This is a genomic window from Enterobacter soli ATCC BAA-2102, from assembly GCF_001654845.1.
GTDB classification, from domain to species: Bacteria; Pseudomonadota; Gammaproteobacteria; order Enterobacterales; family Enterobacteriaceae; genus Enterobacter; species Enterobacter soli.
The window spans coordinates 15,919-33,800 of sequence record NZ_LXES01000025.1 but is presented as its reverse complement, the minus strand read 5'-3'; the positions used below and the strand labels follow the sequence as shown (position 1 = coordinate 33,800).

18 protein-coding genes are annotated in these 17,882 nt (G+C 58.3%); 15 read left to right on the top strand and 3 right to left on the bottom strand.

What is annotated here, in order from left to right; genetic code table 11:
* Window position 1: 1 nt before the first annotated feature.
* Window positions 2-922 (bottom strand): dihydrodipicolinate synthase family protein, encoded by a 921-nt coding sequence (locus M987_RS08655; RefSeq protein ID WP_014068759.1) that lies wholly within the window; start codon window positions 920-922, stop codon window positions 2-4.
* A gap of 138 nt (window positions 923-1,060) precedes the next feature.
* Entirely contained in the window at window positions 1,061-1,876 is an 816-nt protein-coding gene (locus M987_RS08650) for an AraC family transcriptional regulator (RefSeq protein ID WP_014068758.1), read from the bottom strand.
* 308 nt (window positions 1,877-2,184) lie between these two features.
* Here M987_RS08650 and M987_RS08645 point away from each other — a divergent pair, with 308 nt between their 5' ends.
* The 4 genes from M987_RS08645 to M987_RS08630 are packed head-to-tail and all read left to right on the top strand — an operon-like array spanning window position 2,185 to window position 5,720.
* Complete coding sequence (locus M987_RS08645) at window positions 2,185-3,126, top strand: 4-hydroxyproline epimerase (protein ID WP_014068757.1); 942 nt, start codon at window positions 2,185-2,187, stop codon at window positions 3,124-3,126.
* Window positions 3,123-4,226: an NAD(P)/FAD-dependent oxidoreductase gene (locus M987_RS08640; RefSeq protein ID WP_014068756.1), complete on the top strand. Its 1,104-nt coding sequence runs from the start codon at window positions 3,123-3,125 to the stop codon at window positions 4,224-4,226. The genes M987_RS08645 and M987_RS08640 overlap by 4 nt, the downstream gene beginning before the upstream one ends.
* Window positions 4,223-4,477 carry a (2Fe-2S)-binding protein gene (locus M987_RS08635; protein WP_014068755.1) on the top strand — a complete coding sequence of 85 codons (255 nt, stop codon included), beginning with the start codon at window positions 4,223-4,225 and terminating at the stop codon, window positions 4,475-4,477. The genes M987_RS08640 and M987_RS08635 overlap by 4 nt, the downstream gene beginning before the upstream one ends.
* Window positions 4,464-5,720, top strand: coding sequence for an NAD(P)/FAD-dependent oxidoreductase (locus M987_RS08630; RefSeq protein WP_014068754.1), 1,257 nt, complete (start codon window positions 4,464-4,466; stop codon window positions 5,718-5,720). Before M987_RS08635 ends, M987_RS08630 begins: the two co-directional genes overlap by 14 nt.
* Before the next feature lies 1 nt (window position 5,721).
* Here the strand turns inward: M987_RS08630 and hpaR are convergent, their stop codons facing one another.
* Window positions 5,722-6,165, bottom strand: coding sequence for a homoprotocatechuate degradation operon regulator HpaR (hpaR, locus tag M987_RS08625; RefSeq protein ID WP_014068753.1), 444 nt, complete (start codon window positions 6,163-6,165; stop codon window positions 5,722-5,724).
* A gap of 268 nt (window positions 6,166-6,433) precedes the next feature.
* On the opposite strand from hpaR, the gene hpaG reads away from it, so the two are divergent.
* From hpaG to M987_RS08565, 11 genes are all read left to right on the top strand, one after another.
* Window positions 6,434-7,711, top strand: a complete 1,278-nt coding sequence (hpaG, locus tag M987_RS08615; RefSeq protein ID WP_014068752.1) for a 4-hydroxyphenylacetate degradation bifunctional isomerase/decarboxylase — start codon at window positions 6,434-6,436, stop codon at window positions 7,709-7,711.
* A complete protein-coding gene (hpaE, locus tag M987_RS08610) occupies window positions 7,708-9,174 on the top strand; it encodes a 5-carboxymethyl-2-hydroxymuconate semialdehyde dehydrogenase (RefSeq protein ID WP_014068751.1) in 1,467 nt (488 codons plus the stop codon). Before hpaG ends, hpaE begins: the two co-directional genes overlap by 4 nt.
* Window position 9,175: 1 nt before the next feature.
* Entirely contained in the window at window positions 9,176-10,027 is an 852-nt protein-coding gene (gene hpaD / locus M987_RS08605) for a 3,4-dihydroxyphenylacetate 2,3-dioxygenase (RefSeq protein ID WP_014068750.1), read from the top strand.
* 9 nt (window positions 10,028-10,036) lie between these two features.
* Complete coding sequence (locus M987_RS08600) at window positions 10,037-10,417, top strand: 5-carboxymethyl-2-hydroxymuconate Delta-isomerase (RefSeq protein WP_014068749.1); 381 nt, start codon at window positions 10,037-10,039, stop codon at window positions 10,415-10,417.
* A gap of 129 nt (window positions 10,418-10,546) precedes the next feature.
* Entirely contained in the window at window positions 10,547-11,350 is an 804-nt protein-coding gene (gene hpaH / locus M987_RS08595) for a 2-oxo-hept-4-ene-1,7-dioate hydratase (RefSeq protein WP_014068748.1), read from the top strand.
* A gap of 9 nt (window positions 11,351-11,359) precedes the next feature.
* Window positions 11,360-12,157, top strand: coding sequence for a 4-hydroxy-2-oxoheptanedioate aldolase (gene hpaI / locus M987_RS08590; protein WP_014068747.1), 798 nt, complete (start codon window positions 11,360-11,362; stop codon window positions 12,155-12,157).
* A 21-nt stretch (window positions 12,158-12,178) separates the two neighbouring features.
* Window positions 12,179-13,525: a 4-hydroxyphenylacetate permease gene (gene hpaX / locus M987_RS08585; RefSeq protein WP_014068746.1), complete on the top strand. Its 1,347-nt coding sequence runs from the start codon at window positions 12,179-12,181 to the stop codon at window positions 13,523-13,525.
* Window positions 13,497-14,387, top strand: a complete 891-nt coding sequence (gene hpaA, locus M987_RS08580; protein WP_014068745.1) for a 4-hydroxyphenylacetate catabolism regulatory protein HpaA — start codon at window positions 13,497-13,499, stop codon at window positions 14,385-14,387. Before hpaX ends, hpaA begins: the two co-directional genes overlap by 29 nt.
* A gap of 228 nt (window positions 14,388-14,615) precedes the next feature.
* Window positions 14,616-16,178 carry a 4-hydroxyphenylacetate 3-monooxygenase, oxygenase component gene (gene hpaB / locus M987_RS08575; protein WP_014068744.1) on the top strand — a complete coding sequence of 521 codons (1,563 nt, stop codon included), beginning with the start codon at window positions 14,616-14,618 and terminating at the stop codon, window positions 16,176-16,178.
* A gap of 17 nt (window positions 16,179-16,195) precedes the next feature.
* Window positions 16,196-16,708 carry a 4-hydroxyphenylacetate 3-monooxygenase reductase subunit gene (locus M987_RS08570; RefSeq protein ID WP_014068743.1) on the top strand — a complete coding sequence of 171 codons (513 nt, stop codon included), beginning with the start codon at window positions 16,196-16,198 and terminating at the stop codon, window positions 16,706-16,708.
* Between the two features lie 182 nt (window positions 16,709-16,890).
* The gene (locus M987_RS08565) at window positions 16,891-17,790 is read left to right on the top strand and encodes a helix-turn-helix transcriptional regulator (protein ID WP_014068742.1); all 900 of its coding nucleotides are present in this window, start codon (window positions 16,891-16,893) and stop codon (window positions 17,788-17,790) included.
* The last annotated feature ends 92 nt before the right edge of the window (window positions 17,791-17,882 follow it).

The following is a 17,882-nucleotide window of genomic DNA, read 5'->3' as shown; positions in this document are numbered from 1 at the left end:
CTTACAGGCCGACGTCAGGCAGCTGTGGTCGGGTCGCCAGCGCCTTCTCGACAATCGCCACCACTTCCGCACGGGTTTCCCCTTCCAGCGCCAGGCGCGGCGGACGGGTAATGGCGCTGCCACGACCCAGCAACTCTTCGCAAAGCTTGATGCACTGCACCAGATCCGGACGCGCATCCAGATGCAGCAGCGGCATAAACCAGCGGTAAAGCGCCATCGCCTCTTCATAGCGCTGCTGTTTTGCCAGACGGAACAACGTCTCCCCTTCACGCGGGAACGCGTTCGACATCCCGGAGATCCAGCCTTCCGCCCCTACGGCGATGCTCTCGACCACCACGTCATCCAGCCCGGCGAACAGCACAAAGCGGTCGCCAACGGAGTTACGCAGGTCGATAAAACGGCGGGTATCGCCGGAGGAGTCTTTAAAGCAGACAATGTTGTCGCAATCGGCGAGCGTCGCCAGGATGTCCGGCGTCACGTCGTTTTTGTAAATTGGCGGGTTGTTGTAGACCATAATTGGCAGGTCAGTGGCGGTTGCCACGCTGCGGAAGTGGGCCGCGGTTTCATGCGGTTTTGACGAGTACACCAGCGCAGGCATCACCATAATGCCGTCCACACCCACGCGCTCGGCCTCTTTCGCCATCTTCTGCGCGAAGGCGGTGGTAAATTCTGCGACACCGGCAATAACCGGGATCTGGCCGCCTGCCGCGTCTTTCGCCACTTCGATAATTTGCAGCTTTTCCTGCGTGGTCAGAGAGGTGTTCTCGCCCACGCTGCCGCATACCACCAGGCCGGAAACACCATCCTTGACCAGGTTTTTCATCACCGCATGGGTGGCATCCAGATCGACAGAATAGTCGCTACGAAACTGGGTGCTGACTGCCGGGAATACACCGCTCCAGTGAATGGCTTTCTTGCTCATGTTCGGTTCCTTGTCGTCAATTTGTTAAATCAAAGTGAATGAATGGTGAATATTCACTGACAGATTGACGTTTCAGGCGGCCGACGGCTTGGTGGTTTTCCTCCCCTTTGATGACGAAATTAGCACAGTGCGTTTCTCTTACCCGACCAGCGTGACGCGAAAATCACGCGGTGTGGAGCCAGTCATGGCCTTGAACTGGCGGCTAAAGGCGCTGTGATCGGTATAGCCACATTGCAGGGCAATATCGGTAATCGGCGTATCGCCCGCCAGCAATTCAGTCGCTTTTTCCAGTCGGACTTTGTGGATCATCTGACGCGGGGTGAGATGGAAAATGCGCTTACAGTAGCGTTCGATTTGCGCCACCGACATACCGCTCAGCGCGGTGAGCTCCTCCATCGCGATCGGCCGGTGATAATGATTGCGGATATGATCGTCGACGATCGCCAGCCGCTGCCACGCTGGATGACGCGCCTGCGCTTCCTGCAAGTCGTGCGAAATACCCGCCATGCCGATCACCTGGCCCTGCGCATCCCGCAGCGCTAGCTTCTGGGTCAGACACCAGCCGCGCTCGCGGCCGTTATAGAGATGCATCTCCAGCTGGTCGCGCAACGTCACCCCTTCGCGCAACACCCGCATATCCTGCGCGGTATAGCCCTGCCCCAGCGCGGAAGGGAAAACATCGGCCGAGGTTTTCCCCAGCAGAGAAACCACCGTCTTAAACCCGCAGCGACGCGCCAGGGTCATATTGACCATCAGATAACGCGCCTGCACGTCTTTGACAAAAAACACCACATTAGGAATGGCATTCAGCAACGGCGCAATCAACGCCATTGCATGAAGCAACGTCTGAATATTGTCCGGACGCTGGCGCGCCAGCCCTTCACAAATCTGGCTCAGTTCAGCCACTTCCAGCGCTGGCGACGGTGCCAGCACATCATCAATAACACAGGACATAACGCTTCCTCCCGATTAGTGAGCTGGATCTTTATTAACTTTTTGTTAACTCATCAAGCGCCCTAACCGCGTTTTGCGATCCTGCCACAGGTTTATGATTTACCCTGTTTCATCCACTGGCGCTGTTGCCCTTTTTGGTTTACCACACCATCAACAGAATGATTAATAAGAAATAAATATGAATTTCACTTAAGAATGAAACCGGTCACTGTGCTGATTTCGTCATTTCTGGTGGCGAAAGCGATCAAGCAGGAATGCCAGCCTTACGCCAGCATTTAGCAACAAGGTGTTAACTTTCCGGAGATCCCATGACAGCGCAGCATAGCGAACTGAGAGTAATTGACTCCCACACCGGCGGCGAACCGACCCGCCTGGTCATCGACGGTTTTCCGGACCTGGGCACAGGAAACATGGCCGAACGCCGGGATCGCTTCGCGCACGACTATGACGACTGGCGCAAAGCCATCATTCTTGAGCCACGCGGCAACGACGTCCTGGTCGGCGCCCTGCTCTGTAAGCCGGTTTCACCGCAGGCCACGGCGGGGGTTATCTTCTTCAACAACAGCGGTTTTCTGAACATGTGCGGCCACGGCACGATCGGCCTGATCGCCTCACTGGCCTGGCTTGGGCGCATTCAGCCGGGTAAACATCTGATTGAAACCCCGGTGGGTGATGTGACCGCCACGCTGCACGAAGACGGCAGCGTTTCGGTAGAAAACGTCCCGGCGTATCGCTGGCGCAAACAGGTGCAGGTTGAAACCGCGCACGGCACGGTAACGGGCGATATCGCCTGGGGCGGGAACTGGTTCTTCCTCGTCAACGATCATCCGTTCGCCGTGATACCGGATCAGATCCCGCAGTTAACGGAGTATGCATGGGCAATCCGGGAAGGGTTAGAACGCGCGGGGGTCCGCGGCGAACATGACGGCATTATCGACCATATTGAACTCTTCGCAGAAGATGACCGGGCAGACAGCCGCAGCTTTGTGCTCTGCCCAGGAAAAGCCTGGGATCGCTCTCCCTGCGGCACCGGCACCAGCGCCAAGCTGGCCTGTCTGGCAGAGGACGGCAAACTCCGGCCCGGGGAAAGCTGGCGGCAGGCGAGCATCATCGGCAGCGAATTTACCGCCCATTTCGTGCCACAGGGCAACAAAATCATCCCGACGATCCGCGGTGAGGCGTGGGTCTGCGGCGACAACCGGCTGATCCTCAATCCTGACGATCCGTTCCGCTGGGGGATCACGTTGTGACCGAAACCGACGTCATTGTCATTGGTGCCGGGATCATCGGCGCCGCCTGCGCCTGGCAACTGGCAAAGCGCGGGCAGCGGGTCACGCTGGTAGACGACGGCAACGCGGGCGCAACGGCGGCAGGAATGGGCCACCTGGTGTGTATGGATGACGATCCCGCCGAACTGACCCTTTCAACCTGGTCTCTGGCGCGCTGGCGGGAACTGACGCCCCACATGCCGGAAAGCTGCGCCTGGCGCGGATGCGGCACGCTGTGGCTGGCGGAAACGCCGCAGGAGCTTGCGCTGGCAGAGGAAAAACAACAGCGGATGGCGCAATACCAGGTCGCCAGCGACTTACAGACCCGCGACCAGCTTGCCGCGCGTGAGCCACTGCTCACCTCCCGGCTCAGTGGCGGGCTGTGGGTGCCCGGAGACGGAATTGTTTACGCGCCGAACGTCACCCGCTGGTTTATTGAAGATGCCGGTGTCACGCATCTTCGTGACCGCGCCCTCGAGGTCGATGCCCCTTACGTCACCCTACACAGCGGCAAACGCCTGCGCGCGGGCGCCATCGTCATCGCCTGCGGGCTAGGTGCCAACAGGCTGCTGGATGAAAACTGGCTGCGGGCGAAAAAAGGCCAGTTGGCGATCACCGATCGCTACGGCCCGTTGCTCAGCCACCAGTTGGTGGAACTGGGATACGGTGCCAGCGCCCATGCGGGCGGCACCTCGGTGGCGTTTAATATCCAACCGCGCCCGACCGGACAACTGCTGATTGGCTCTTCCCGCCAGTTTGACAACACCGACCGCGAGATAGATCTGCCCCTTCTGGCAACCATGCTGGCGCGCGCGCGTCATTTTTTACCCTCGCTGGAGAGTCTGAATATCATCCGCTGCTGGAGCGGTTTTCGGGCTGCATCGGCAGACGGCAACCCGCTCATCGGCCCGCACCCCACGCGCCCGGGGATCTGGCTGGCGCTGGGGCACGAAGGGCTGGGTGTCACCACCGCCCCCGCAACCGCCGAACTGCTCTGCGCGCAGATCCTCGGCGAACATCCGGCCGTTTCTCCGGATGCCTGGCTCCCCGCGCGGCTGCACAAACAGGAGGCCATCGCGTGACAACCCTGAACCTGATTATCGAAGGTGAACCCTGTGACGTTCCTGCGGGCATCAGCGTCGCAGCGGCGCTGGCACTGACGGGCGATGGCGTGACGCGCCGTTCGGTCAGTGGTGATCCGCGCGCGCCTTTCTGCGGCATGGGCGTTTGCCAGGAGTGCCGCGTCACGGTGAATGGACGGCGGGTGCTGGCCTGCCAGACGGAATGCCAGCCCGACATGGTGATAGAAAGGAGCCAACATGCGAACGTTTGACTGCGAGATCCTTGTCCTCGGCGCAGGTCCAGCCGGACTATCGGCGGCACTGGCCGCCGCACGCTGCGGAAAATCAGTTATCGTCCTGGACGACAACCCACGTCCTGGCGGGCAAATCTGGCGCGATGGCCCGCAGGTTTCGCTGCCTCCGCGCGCCTTACGCCTGCGTCAGGCGGTGGCGGAACAGCCTGGCATAACGCTGCTTAACGGCGCCCGGCTGATTGCCCGCCCTGCACCGCACTCCGTGGTGTTTGAAACCGCAGACACATACGGCGCGATCCGCTGGCAGCGGTTAATTTTATGCTGCGGCGCGCGGGAACTCTCCCTGCCGTTTCCGGGCTGGACGCTTCCCGGCGTAACGGGGGCCGGTGGATTACAGGCACAGATTAAACACGGCCTGCCGCTCAACGGCGAGCGGGTGGTCATCGCCGGAAGCGGGCCGCTGCTGCTGGCGGTTGCCAGTACGGTGAAACGCGCAGGCGGGAATATCGTTGCCATCATCGAACAGACGCCGGTCAGCGCGCTGGCCCGGTTCGCGGCAGGGCTCTGGCGCTGGCCGGAAAAACTGCTCCAGCTCAGCGAGCTTTTTCCGGCCCACTATCGCCCGGCAAGCCAGGTTATCCATGCCAGGGGAGATGCACATCTTCAGTCCGTGACCGTACGCCACGGCGGGAAAAATCAGGAAATAGCCTGTGACAGGCTGGCGATCGGCTACGGACTGGTGCCCAATCTCGAGCCGGGTCTTATCTTCGGCTGCGCAACCGGAAATCAGGCTATCCGGGTCGATGCGTCTCAACGCACCAGCGTGGAGGATATCTATGCTGCGGGGGAGTGCACCGGCTTTGGCGGCAGTGAGCTGGCGCTGGCAGAGGGGGAAGTTGCAGGCTATATGGCGGCGGATAACCCCGGGAAGGCAGAAAAAGCTCTCGCCGCCCGTGCCCGCTGGCAGCGATTCGCCCGGGCGCTCCATGCCACATTCGCCTTACCGGAATCGCTAAAAGACGTTATCACAGCGGATACCTTGCTGTGCCGCTGCGAAGATGTGCGCTGTGGCGATGTGCAAAATGCCGAAAGCTGGCAGGCGGCGAAGCTCGCCTCGCGCTGTGGCATGGGTGCCTGCCAGGGGAAAACCTGCGCCACCAGCGCCCGCTGGCTGTACGGCTGGCCGCTGCCGCACCCGCGCGAGCCGCTTTCCCCTGCGCGTATCGACACGCTCATCCATCTGGCAAAACCAGAGGCCTGAGTTACTCGTCTTCCCCGCGCTCTGCGATATGGCGGTTGCCGAGCGCGATAAACTCTTCCAGCAGCGCCGTCAGCTGCTGCATTTTCTCCGGCGTATATTCCGCCTCAATCTGCTGATAAGCCTCTTCTACCTGCGCCTGGGCGTGTTCATACAGCACGTTCCCCTCTTTGGTCAGCGACACGTACAGCTTGCGCTGGTCGTTCACCGGCTTTAAGCGCAGCACCAGCCCGTCGCGCTCCATGCGCGTGAGAATGCCCGTCAGGCTCGGGCGCAGAATGCAGGTCCGAAACGCCAGATCGTGAAAATCCATCGACGGATGTTCAGCCAGCACGCGCACAATGCGCCACTGCTGTTCGGTCAGGTTATGCCGCTTCACAATCGGGCGGAAGTAAGACATCGCCGCTTCCCGCGCCTGTAATAACGCGATGGTTAATGAGTCATGCATAGCCACTCCCGGAAATCATTAACAAGTAAACAATTCAAAAAAGCTGTTTTTATAAACAACACGTTTTCTGCCAAAAAGTCTAACAGAAACAACGCGATTTTGTTAACATCATGATAAATAAATAATTTTAATTTTATATGTAAATTTATTGTTATTCCTATCACAAAATCTTCACTTCTGATTGCGAAACAAACAGCAAAAGCATAAAACCAGATCATTAACATATTAATGAAATCGCAATCCGGACCTCCGGCCTGAGGAGTAGTCAATGAAAGGTACTGTTTTTGCCGTCGCGCTGAATCATCAAAGCCAGCGTGAAACCTGGCGTGAAGCGTTTGAAAAAGCCCCCTATAACACCCCGCCGAAAACCGCCGTCTGGTTTATTAAACCGGGCAACACCGTTATCCGCGCCGGCGAACCCATCCCGTTCCCGGAAGGTGAAACGGTGTTAAGCGGGGCCACGGTCGCGCTGGTGGTGGGGAAAACCGCCAGTAAGGTACTGGCTGAAGACGCGGCGGAGTACATCGCAGGATACGCACTCGCCAACGAAGTGAGCCTGCCGGAAGAGAGCTTCTACCGCCCGGCCATCAAAGCCAAATGCCGTGACGGCTTCTGCCCTCTGGGTGAGCTTGTCGCCGTTGATAACGTCGATAACCTGACCATCATTACCGAAATCAATGGCCGCGAAGCAGACCACTGGAACACCGCAGATTTACAGCACAGCGCCGCCGAACTGCTCTGCGCCCTGAGCGAATTTGCCACCCTGAATCCTGGCGATGCCATTTTGGTCGGCACACCGCAGGCCCGCGTGGCACTGCGTCCGGGCGATCGGGTGCGCATTCTGGCCGAAGGTTTCCCGGCGCTGGAAAACCCGGTCGTCAACGAACGCGATGTCCCCCCTGCGCAAAACCCACATTCACACCCTACGCTGTTTGCCCTCGGGCTGAACTACGCCGATCACGCCAGTGAACTGGACTTCAAACCGCCCACCGAGCCGCTGGTGTTTATCAAAGCCCCAAACACCTTTAACGGCGACCACCAGACGTCGGTACGCCCAAACAACGTCGAGTACATGCATTACGAAGCTGAACTGGTGGTGGTCATTGGCAAAACCGCGCACAAGGTGAGTGAAACCGACGCGATGGACTATGTCGCGGGCTATACGGTCTGTAACGACTACGCCATCCGCGACTATCTCGAAAACTACTATCGCCCGAATCTGCGCGTCAAAAGCCGCGACGGGCTGACGCCGATTTCCCCCAACATCGTTCCGAAAGCAGCCATTCCCGACCCGCACAACCTGGCCCTGCGAACCTTCGTAAACGGCGAATTACGCCAGCAAGGCACCACGGCGGACCTGATTTTCAGCATCCCGTTCCTGATTGCGTACCTGAGCGAATTTATGACCCTGCAACCGGGCGACATGATTGCCACCGGCACGCCGAAAGGGCTTTCCGACGTAGTGCCTGGCGACGAAGTGGTGGTGGAAGTGGAAGGCGTGGGCCGCCTGGTGAACCGAATTGTCAGTGAGGAGACAACAAAATGAAAAAGATAAACCATTGGATCAACGGCAAAAACGTGGCGGGAAGCGAGTACTTCCACACCACTAACCCGGCCTCTGGTGAAGTGCTGGCAGAAGTGGCCTCCGGTGGTGAAGCCGAGGTAAACCAGGCCGTTGCGGCGGCAAAAGAGGCGTTCCCGAAATGGGCTAACCTGCCGATGAAAGAGCGCGCGCGCCTGATGCGCCGCCTGGGTGATCTGATTGACCAGAACGTACCTGAGATCGCCGCGATGGAAACCGCCGATACTGGCCTGCCTATCCACCAGACCAAAAACGTGCTGATCCCGCGTGCCTCGCACAACTTCGAGTTCTTCGCCGAAGTGTGCCAGCAGATGAACGGGAAAACCTACCCGGTCGATGACACGATGCTGAACTACACCCTGGTGCAGCCGGTGGGCGTGTGTGCGCTGGTGTCGCCGTGGAACGTACCGTTTATGACCGCCACCTGGAAAGTGGCGCCGTGTCTGGCGCTGGGCAATACCGCAGTACTGAAAATGTCTGAACTTTCCCCGTTGACCGCAGATCGCCTGGGCGAGCTGGCGCTGGAAGCCGGTATTCCGGCGGGCGTGCTGAACGTGGTTCAGGGCTATGGCGCGACAGCGGGCGATGCGCTGGTACGTCATCACGATGTGCGCGCCGTCTCCTTCACCGGCGGCACCGCCACCGGGCGCAACATCATGAAAAACGCCGGGCTGAAAAAGTACTCGATGGAGCTGGGCGGCAAATCACCGGTGCTGATTTTTGAAGATGCCGATATCGAGCGCGCGCTGGACGCCGCCCTGTTCACCATCTTCTCCATCAACGGCGAGCGCTGCACCGCCGGCTCGCGCATCTTCATTCAGCAGAGCATCTACCCGGAATTCGTCAAACGCTTCGCAGAACGCGCCAACCGTCTGCGCGTGGGTGACCCCACCGATCCAAACACCCAGGTCGGCGCGTTGATTAGCCAGCAACACTGGGAAAAAGTCTCGGGTTATATCCGCCTCGGTATTGAAGAGGGTGCCACCCTGCTGGCGGGTGGGCCGGACAAACCCACCGACCTGCCTGCACACCTGAAAGGCGGTAACTTCCTGCGCCCGACCGTGCTGGCTGATGTGAACAACCGGATGCGCGTGGCCCAGGAAGAGATCTTCGGGCCGGTCGCCTGCCTGCTGCCGTTTAAAGACGAAGCGGAAGGCCTGCGCCTGGCCAACGACGTCGAGTACGGTCTGGCGTCGTACATCTGGACGCAGGACGTCAGCAAAGTACTGCGCCTGGCGCGCAATATCGAAGCCGGGATGGTGTTTGTGAATACCCAGAACGTGCGCGACCTGCGCCAGCCGTTTGGCGGCGTGAAGGCCTCCGGCACCGGGCGCGAAGGTGGCGAGTACAGCTTTGAAGTGTTCGCTGAGATGAAAAACGTCTGCATCTCGATGGGCAACCATCCGATTCCAAAGTGGGGTATCTGATATGGGCACCTTAGCGTTAGCAGCAAAAATCACCCACGTTCCGTCGATGTATCTTTCTGAGCTGCCTGGGAAAAACCACGGCTGCCGTCAGTCGGCCATCGACGGGCATAAAGAGATCAGCAAGCGCTGCCGCGAGCTGGGCGTCGATACCATTATCGTTTTCGACACCCACTGGCTGGTGAACAGCGCGTATCACATTAACTGTGCGGATCATTTTTCCGGCATCTACACCAGCAACGAGCTGCCGCACTTTATCCGTGACATGACCTACGACTACGACGGCAACCCGGAGCTCGGCCAGCTGATTGCCGATGAAGCGGTGAAGCTCGGCGTGCGGGCCAAAGCGCACAACATTCCAAGCCTGAAGCTGGAGTACGGCACGCTGGTTCCGATGCGCTACATGAACAGCGATAAGCACTTCAAAGTGATCTCCATTTCGGCGTTCTGCACCGTTCACGATTTTGCCGATAGCCGCAAGCTGGGCGAGGCCATCGTCAGCGCCATTAAGCAGTACGACGGCACGGTGGCGGTGCTGGCCAGCGGTTCATTGTCGCACCGTTTTATTGACGACCAGCGTGCGGAAGAAGGGATGAACAGCTACACCCGCGAGTTCGACCGTCAGATGGACGAGCGCGTGGTGAAGCTGTGGCGCGAAGGCCAGTTCAGGGAGTTTTGCAGCATGTTGCCGGAGTACGCCGACTACTGCTACGGCGAGGGCAATATGCACGACACGGTGATGCTGCTGGGGATGCTCGGCTGGGACAAATACGACGGCAAGGTGGAGTTTCTCACCGAGCTGTTCGCCAGCTCCGGCACCGGCCAGGTCAACGCTGTTTTCCCGCTGCCCGCTTAAGGAACCACCATGCCGCATTTTATCGCTGAATGTACTGACAATATCCGCGAGCAGGCCGACCTGCCGGGTCTGTTTGCCAAAGTGAACGAGGCGCTCGCCGCCACGGGCATTTTCCCGCTCGGCGGTATCCGTAGCCGCGCGCACTGGCTGGACACCTGGCAGATGGCTGACGGCAAACACGATTACGCCTTTGTGCATATGACGCTGAAGATTGGTTCCGGGCGCAGCCTGGAAAGCCGCGAGGCGGTGGGAGAGATGCTGTTTGGGCTTATCAAAACGCACTTCGCTGAGCTGATGGCCGCCCGCTATCTGGCGCTGTCGTTTGAGCTCGACGAGCTGCATCCGACGCTCAACTACAAACAAAACAACGTACACGCGTTGTTTAAATAACGCGCACGGTCTGTCCCCTCTCCCCTATGGGGAGAGGGTTAGGGTGAGGGGAAATCTCTGCGGTCTGATGCCCTCACCCCGGCCCTCTCCCACGGGGAGAGGGGGAAAACAATACAACAGGATATCGCCATGCTCGACAAACATACCCATACCCTGATCGCGCATCGTCTGCATCAGGCGGAGCAATCCCGCGAGCAGATCCGCCAGATCTCGCTGGATTACCCGACGATCACCATCGACGATGCCTACGCCGTACAGCGCGAATGGGTAAGCCTGAAAATCGCCGAAGGCCGCGTGCTGAAAGGCCATAAAATCGGCCTTACCTCCAAAGCCATGCAGGCCAGCTCGCAGATAAGCGAACCGGATTACGGCGCACTGCTGGACGACATGTTTTTCCACGACGGCAGCGACATTCCCGTCGATCGTTTTATCGTCCCACGCATTGAAGTGGAGCTGGCCTTCGTGCTGGCCAAACCGCTGCGCGGCCCTAACTGCACGATCTTCGATGTCTACAACGCCACGGACTATGTGATCCCGGCGCTGGAGCTGATCGACGCCCGCTGCCACAACATCGATCCCGACACCCAGCGCCCGCGCAAAGTGTTCGACACCATCTCCGATAACGCCGCCAACGCCGGGGTGATCCTCGGTGGACGGCCGATTAAACCCGATGAGCTGGATCTGCGCTGGATCTCCGCTCTGCTCTATCGCAACGGCGTGATCGAAGAAACCGGCGTCGCCGCAGGCGTGCTCAACCACCCGGCAAACGGCGTGGCGTGGCTGGCAAATAAACTGGCACCGTACGACGTGCAGCTTGAACCGGGGCAGATCATCCTCGGCGGCTCGTTTACCCGCCCGGTGACCGCCAGCAAGGGCGACACCTTCCACGTGGACTACGGCAACATGGGCTCGATTAGCTGCCGCTTTGTGTAGGAGTGCACCATGGAAAACGCATTTAAGACCGCGCTGAAAGCCGGAAAGCCGCAAATCGGCCTGTGGCTGGGGCTGACCAGCAGCTACAGCGCAGAACTGCTGGCAGGGGCCGGTTTCGACTGGCTGCTGATCGACGGCGAACACGCGCCAAACAACGTGCAAACCATCTTAACGCAGTTGCAGGCGATTGCGCCTTACGCCAGCCAGCCGGTGGTGCGCCCGTCGTGGAACGACCCGGTACAGATTAAGCAACTGCTGGACGTGGGCGCACAAACCCTGCTGGTGCCCATGGTACAAAATGCCGACGAAGCCCGTCTTGCGGTGAGCGCCACCCGTTATCCCCCTGCGGGGATCCGCGGTGTGGGCAGCGCACTGGCTCGCGCGTCGCGCTGGAACCGCATTCCTGATTACCTGCAACAGGCGAACGACGCCATGTGCGTGCTGGTGCAGATAGAAACTCGCGAAGCGCTGAAAAATCTGCCGCAGATCCTGGATGTGGAAGGGGTCGACGGAGTGTTTATCGGCCCGGCAGATCTCAGCGCCGACATGGGCTTTGCGGGTAACCCGCAGCACCCGGAGGTGCAGGCCGCCATCGAACAGGCCATCAGGCAGATCCTGAGCGCAGGTAAAGCGCCCGGCATCCTGATGGCTAACGAAACCCTGGCAAAACGCTATCTCGAACTCGGCGCGCTGTTTGTCGCCGTTGGCGTAGATACCACCCTGCTGGCCCGCAGCGCCGAAGCGCTGGCAGCCCGTTTTATCGACAGACCTGTTACATCAGTCAATAACAATAAATCCGTCTACTGAACGGACGATGTGGAGCGCAACATGACGACCTCTACCCTGCAAGATAATAAAGCTGTAGAACATCGCGTGATTAACAAGCTGTTCCGTCGTTTGATCGTATTTCTCTTTATCCTGTTTGTTTTCTCGTTTCTTGACCGCATTAACATTGGCTTTGCCGGGCTGACGATGGGCAAAGATCTGGGCCTGACGTCCACCATGTTTGGCCTGGCGGCAACGCTGTTTTACGTCACCTACGTGCTGTGCGGGATCCCGAGCAACATCATGCTGGCGAAGATCGGCGCGCGCCGCTGGATCGCCGGGATCATGGTGGTGTGGGGAATCGCCTCTACCTGCACCATGTTCGCCACCAGCCCGCAGACGCTCTACGTACTGCGAATGCTGGTCGGCATTGCCGAAGCCGGTTTCCTGCCGGGGATCCTGGTGTATCTCACCTGGTGGTTCCCCGCCTATCACCGCGCCCGCGCCAACGCCCTGTTTATGATCGCCATGCCGGTGACCATGATGCTCGGCTCGATCCTCTCGGGTTATATTCTGGCTCTGGACGGGTTGTGGAACCTGAAAGGCTGGCAGTGGCTGTTCCTGCTGGAAGGGCTGCCGTCGGTGGTGCTCGGCGTCGTGACCTGGTTTTTCCTTAACGACACGCCGGATCAGGCCACCTGGCTTGATGATGAAGAAAAACAGACGCTGAAAACAATGATCGCCCGCGAGCAGGAGCACGCCGTTGCGCACGCCGCGACCCCGCGCTCGACGCTGCGTGAAGTGCTGACCCCGGCGGTGCTGCTCTACACGCTGGCCTATTTCTGTCTGACCAACACGCTGAGTGCGATCAACATCTGGACGCCGCAGATCCTGCAAAGCTTTAACAGCCACAGCAGCAATATCGTGATCGGCCTGCTGGCGGCGATCCCGCAGTTTTGTACCATCCTCGGGATGATCTGGTGGAGCCGCCGCTCCGACAGGCTGAAAGAGCGAAAAAAGCACACCATCCTGCCGTATCTGTTCGCGGCGGCGGGGTGGATGCTGGCCTCGGCGACCGACCACAGCCTGATCCAGCTGCTTGGCATCATCATGGCCTCAACCGGATCCTTTACCGCTATGGCGATATTCTGGACCACACCGGATCAGGTTATTAGCCTGCAATCCCGTGCGGTGGCACTGGCAGTGATCAACGCCATCGGGAATGTGGGTTCGGCCGTCAGCCCGCTGTTGATCGGCATTCTGCGGGACGCGACCGGCAGCTTTAGCTCCGGGCTATGGTTTGTGGCCGGACTGCTGGTGGTGGGCGCGCTGGTGCTGACGCGCATTCCGATGACGCAGCGGGATCAACAGAGGAACGATCATGTGCCAGAGCCCTATCGCCAACATTGATATCAGCAAGGAGTACGACGAAAGTCTGGGCACCGACGATGTGCATTATCAGTCGTTTGCCCGCATGGCGGCCTTTTTTGGCCGCGACATGCAGGCGCATCGCCACGACCAGTTCTTTCAGATGCACTTTCTTGATACCGGGCAGATTGAGCTTCAGCTCGACGATCATCGCTATTCGGTGCAGGCACCGCTGTTTGTGCTCACGCCGCCCTCGGTGCCGCACGCCTTTATCACCGAATCCGACAGCGACGGGCATGTGTTGACGGTACGCGAAGATCTGATCTGGCCGCTGCTGGAAGTGCTCTACCCTGGCACGCGTGAAACCTTCGGCCTGCCGGGGATCTGCCTGTCCCTGGCCGACAAACCAGACGAGCTGGCGGCGCTGAAACACTACTGGCGGCTGATCGAACGTGAATCCACGGAACAGCTGCCCGGGCGCGAACATACGCTGGTACTTTTGGCCCAGGCGGTGTTCACTTTGCTATTGCGCAATGCAAAGCTCGACGACCACGCCGCCAGTGGGATACGCGGCGAGCTGAAGCTGTTCCAGCGTTTTAACCAGATGATCGACACCCACTACCACCAGCACTGGACGGTGCCGGACTACGCCTGCGAACTGCATCTCACCGAATCCCGCCTGACCGATATCTGCCGCCGCTTCGCCAACCGCCCGCCGAAACGGCTGATCTTCGACCGCCAGCTGCGCGAGGCCAAACGGCTACTGCTTTTTTCCGACAGCGCGGTAAACGAGATTGCCTGGCAGCTGGGGTTTAAAGACCCGGCCTATTTCGCCCGCTTTTTTAACCGCTTAGTGGGGTGTTCGCCCAGCAGCTACCGGGCGCAGAAAGTACCGGTGTCGTAATTTCCCCTCACCCTAACCCTCTCCCCAAAGGGGAGAGGGAACGATTACCCCCTCGCCCCTTTGGGGAGAGGGCAGGGGTGAGGGGACACCGATCACAATTCCAATACCCACCCGAAAAGTACCCGCCGTTGTCCTAATCGTCCCTTCACGCCGCCCCTCTCTCACGCTTCAATTAAACAACAAAAACAAAACATAAATTTAACAACCCTATTCCGATACGAGGTCCCTATGAAGCCTGAAGATTTCCGCGCTGATACCAAACGTCCATTAACCGGCGAAGAGTATTTAAAAAGCCTCCAGGACGGCCGTGAGATTTATATCTACGGCGAGCGCGTCAAAGACGTCACCACCCATCCGGCGTTTCGTAATGCGGCGGCCTCCATCGCGCAGATGTACGACGCCCTGCACAAACCGGACATGCAGGACACGCTGTGCTGGGGCACCGACACCGGCAGCGGTGGCTATACCCATAAGTTCTTCCGCGTGGCGAAAAGTGCCGACGACCTGCGCCAGCAACGCGATGCCATCGCCGAGTGGTCGCGCCTGAGCTACGGCTGGATGGGACGCACGCCGGATTACAAAGCCGCGTTTGGCTGCGCGCTTGGCGCTAACCCGGCCTTCTACGGCCAGTTCGAACAGAACGCCCGTAACTGGTACACGCGCATTCAGGAAACCGGCCTGTACTTTAACCACGCGATTGTTAACCCTCCGATCGATCGCCACAAACCCGCCGATGAAGTGAAAGATGTCTACATCAAGCTGGAGAAAGAGACCGACGCCGGGATCATCGTCAGCGGTGCAAAAGTGGTGGCAACCAACTCGGCGTTGACCCACTACAACATGATCGGCTTTGGCTCTGCGCAGGTGATGGGTGAAAACCCGGACTTCGCGCTGATGTTCGTCGCCCCGATGGATGCCGAAGGCGTGAAGCTTATCTCCCGCACCTCTTACGAGATGGTGGCAGGCGCAACCGGCTCCCCGTACGACTACCCGCTCTCCAGCCGCTTCGACGAGAACGACGCCATTCTGGTGATGGATCATGTACTGATCCCGTGGGAAAACGTGCTGATCTACCGCGATTTCGACCGCTGCCGCCGCTGGACCATGGAGGGTGGTTTTGCCCGCATGTATCCGCTGCAAGCCTGCGTGCGTCTGGCGGTCAAACTCGACTTTATCACTGCCCTGCTGAAGAAATCGCTGGAGTGCACCGGGACGCTGGAGTTCCGTGGCGTGCAGGCAGACCTGGGTGAAGTGGTGGCCTGGCGCAATATGTTCTGGGCGCTGAGCGACTCCATGTGTTCAGAAGCGACCCCGTGGGTGAACGGCGCGTATCTGCCGGATCATGCCGCGCTGCAAACCTATCGCGTTATGGCGCCGATGGCCTATGCGAAGATCAAAAACATCATCGAGCGTAACGTGACGTCCGGTCTGATCTACCTCCCGTCCAGCGCCCGTGACCTGAACAACCCGCAGATCGACCAGTATCTGGCGAAGTACGTGCGCGGCTCTAACGGTATGGATCACGTTGAACGCATCAAGATTTTAAAACTGATGTGGGATGCCATCGGCAGCGAGTTTGGCGGCCGTCATGAGCTGTATGAGATCAACTACTCCGGCAGCCAGGACGAAATTCGCCTGCAATGCCTGCGTCAGGCGCAGAGCTCCGGCAACATGGACAAAATGATGGCGATGGTCGACCGCTGCATGTCTGAGTACGACCAGCACGGCTGGACGGTACCGCACCTGCACAACAACACCGATATCAACATGCTGGACAAGCTGCTGAAATAACGCAGCGGGAGGATTCAATGCAATCAGATGAACAACGCCTGCGTTTTCGCGACGCGATGGCCAGCCTGTCGGCCGCGGTCAATATTGTCACCACCGAAGGCGATGCGGGTCGCTGCGGCATTACTGCCACCGCAGTCTGCTCGGTGACGGATACGCCGCCGTCGTTGATGGTGTGCATCAACGCCAACAGCGCCATGAATCCGGTTTTTCAGGGGAACGGTAGACTGTGCGTTAACGTGCTGAACCACGAGCAGGAGATCATGGCTCGTCATTTCGCCGGGATGACCGGCATGGCGATGGAAGAGCGTTTTACGCTTTCCTGCTGGCAAAAAGGCCCGCTGGCACAACCGGTGCTCAAAGGTGCGCTGGCAAGCCTTGAAGGAGAGATAAGCCAGGTGCAGACCATTGGCACACATCTGGTCTATCTGGTTGAAATTAAAAATATCATTCTGAGCCAGGAGGGCCACGGCCTGATCTATTTTAAACGCCGTTTCCACCCGGTAATGATGGAGATGGACGCTGTCATCTGACCCCCCCTACGCGCTGGCTATCCCCCGGCCAGCGCGGCTTCCCGCAAAAAATATTAAGGTTTCCGCTAAATCACGCCGTTATATAACCATAAGAGAAATTTACTGCGTCTGAATACTGACATCCCGTGTCAGTGCTGCCCGCATAATTCAGCGTAGATCCATTAAATTAACAGGAATACCTTATGGCTAATGCGACGCGGAGCCGCTCGGCTGAACGTCTGGTCGATATTCTGGTAGAGCTACATTTAAACGGTGTGGTAAACCGAAGTGCACTGATGGAAAAATTTAAAATTACTGAGCGCACCGTGTATCGTGATTTGAATGCACTTTCACCCATCGTTGAGCACACCGGTAATGGGCAATATCGCCTGATCCACTCACCACAAGCACCCTCCGGGCAGGGGTTGCATCACACCATTGCTAACTTCCTGAATGCTGATAACTTTTTCCCAGAGCGAAATGCCGACTTTTGGCAACAGCTCGAAACTCGCGTAGATGACAATCATATTCTCATTCTGGGCAACAATGCCGAACATACCGTGAAAATGGATATTCGCCGTCATTTACCCAATATTGAGAAATCGATTAAAAACTGTAATGTTTGCCAGATCGTTTATAAAGGCAAAACGCGTCTAATTAACCCATACAAACTCATTAACAAAAAAAATATATGGTATTTACAAGCCACCGAAAATAGCAGGCTGAAATCCTTTTCACTGAGCCAGATAAGCTGGTTTGATATTCATAGCGCCACATTTACCCCTGAAGAAAGCACCCTTACGCTGCTGGAAAAAAGTCCCGGCCCGTGGGCATCCGAAGATACTTTCGAGGTGAAAATATTCATAAACAATAATATTTCACACTACTTCAGACGCCGAAATTTACTGCCAGAGCAAGAGCTGATAGCCGAACAACACAGCGGCATAACGCTGCGTTGCCAGGCTGCGCACGAGAATCAGATCCTGCCGCTGATATTCTACTGGCTGCCCGACATTCAGGTTCTGGAGCCGCAATGGCTGAAAGAAAAGCTTCTGGATACGCTGGAAGGCTACCTGGCGAAAGAGACAGAGACGCTAACATAGTGATCTGAATCACATAATTTTTACCGCCTGCGGCGAGTCTGAACCACTCGCCCGCATCTTTGACCGCTTACCCACGACTTACAACCACTCGC

What these genes read in the sequence shown, in the direction of transcription:
- hpaH (WP_014068748.1), top strand. Translation starts at nt 10,547, where the DNA reads ATGCTCGACAAACATACCCATACCCTGATCGCGCATCGTCTGCATCAG.
- M987_RS08565 (WP_014068742.1), top strand. Translation starts at nt 16,891, where the DNA reads ATGGCTAATGCGACGCGGAGCCGCTCGGCTGAACGTCTGGTCGATATT.
- M987_RS08645 (WP_014068757.1), top strand. Translation starts at nt 2,185, where the DNA reads ATGACAGCGCAGCATAGCGAACTGAGAGTAATTGACTCCCACACCGGC.
- hpaB (WP_014068744.1), top strand. Translation starts at nt 14,616, where the DNA reads ATGAAGCCTGAAGATTTCCGCGCTGATACCAAACGTCCATTAACCGGC.
- M987_RS08630 (WP_014068754.1), top strand. Translation starts at nt 4,464, where the DNA reads ATGCGAACGTTTGACTGCGAGATCCTTGTCCTCGGCGCAGGTCCAGCC.
- M987_RS08600 (WP_014068749.1), top strand. Translation starts at nt 10,037, where the DNA reads ATGCCGCATTTTATCGCTGAATGTACTGACAATATCCGCGAGCAGGCC.
- hpaR (WP_014068753.1), bottom strand. Translation starts at nt 6,165, where the DNA reads ATGCATGACTCATTAACCATCGCGTTATTACAGGCGCGGGAAGCGGCG.
- hpaG (WP_014068752.1), top strand. Translation starts at nt 6,434, where the DNA reads ATGAAAGGTACTGTTTTTGCCGTCGCGCTGAATCATCAAAGCCAGCGT.
- hpaD (WP_014068750.1), top strand. Translation starts at nt 9,176, where the DNA reads ATGGGCACCTTAGCGTTAGCAGCAAAAATCACCCACGTTCCGTCGATG.
- M987_RS08650 (WP_014068758.1), bottom strand. Translation starts at nt 1,876, where the DNA reads ATGTCCTGTGTTATTGATGATGTGCTGGCACCGTCGCCAGCGCTGGAA.
- M987_RS08570 (WP_014068743.1), top strand. Translation starts at nt 16,196, where the DNA reads ATGCAATCAGATGAACAACGCCTGCGTTTTCGCGACGCGATGGCCAGC.
- hpaI (WP_014068747.1), top strand. Translation starts at nt 11,360, where the DNA reads ATGGAAAACGCATTTAAGACCGCGCTGAAAGCCGGAAAGCCGCAAATC.
- hpaA (WP_014068745.1), top strand. Translation starts at nt 13,497, where the DNA reads ATGTGCCAGAGCCCTATCGCCAACATTGATATCAGCAAGGAGTACGAC.
- M987_RS08655 (WP_014068759.1), bottom strand. Translation starts at nt 922, where the DNA reads ATGAGCAAGAAAGCCATTCACTGGAGCGGTGTATTCCCGGCAGTCAGC.
- hpaX (WP_014068746.1), top strand. Translation starts at nt 12,179, where the DNA reads ATGACGACCTCTACCCTGCAAGATAATAAAGCTGTAGAACATCGCGTG.
- hpaE (WP_014068751.1), top strand. Translation starts at nt 7,708, where the DNA reads ATGAAAAAGATAAACCATTGGATCAACGGCAAAAACGTGGCGGGAAGC.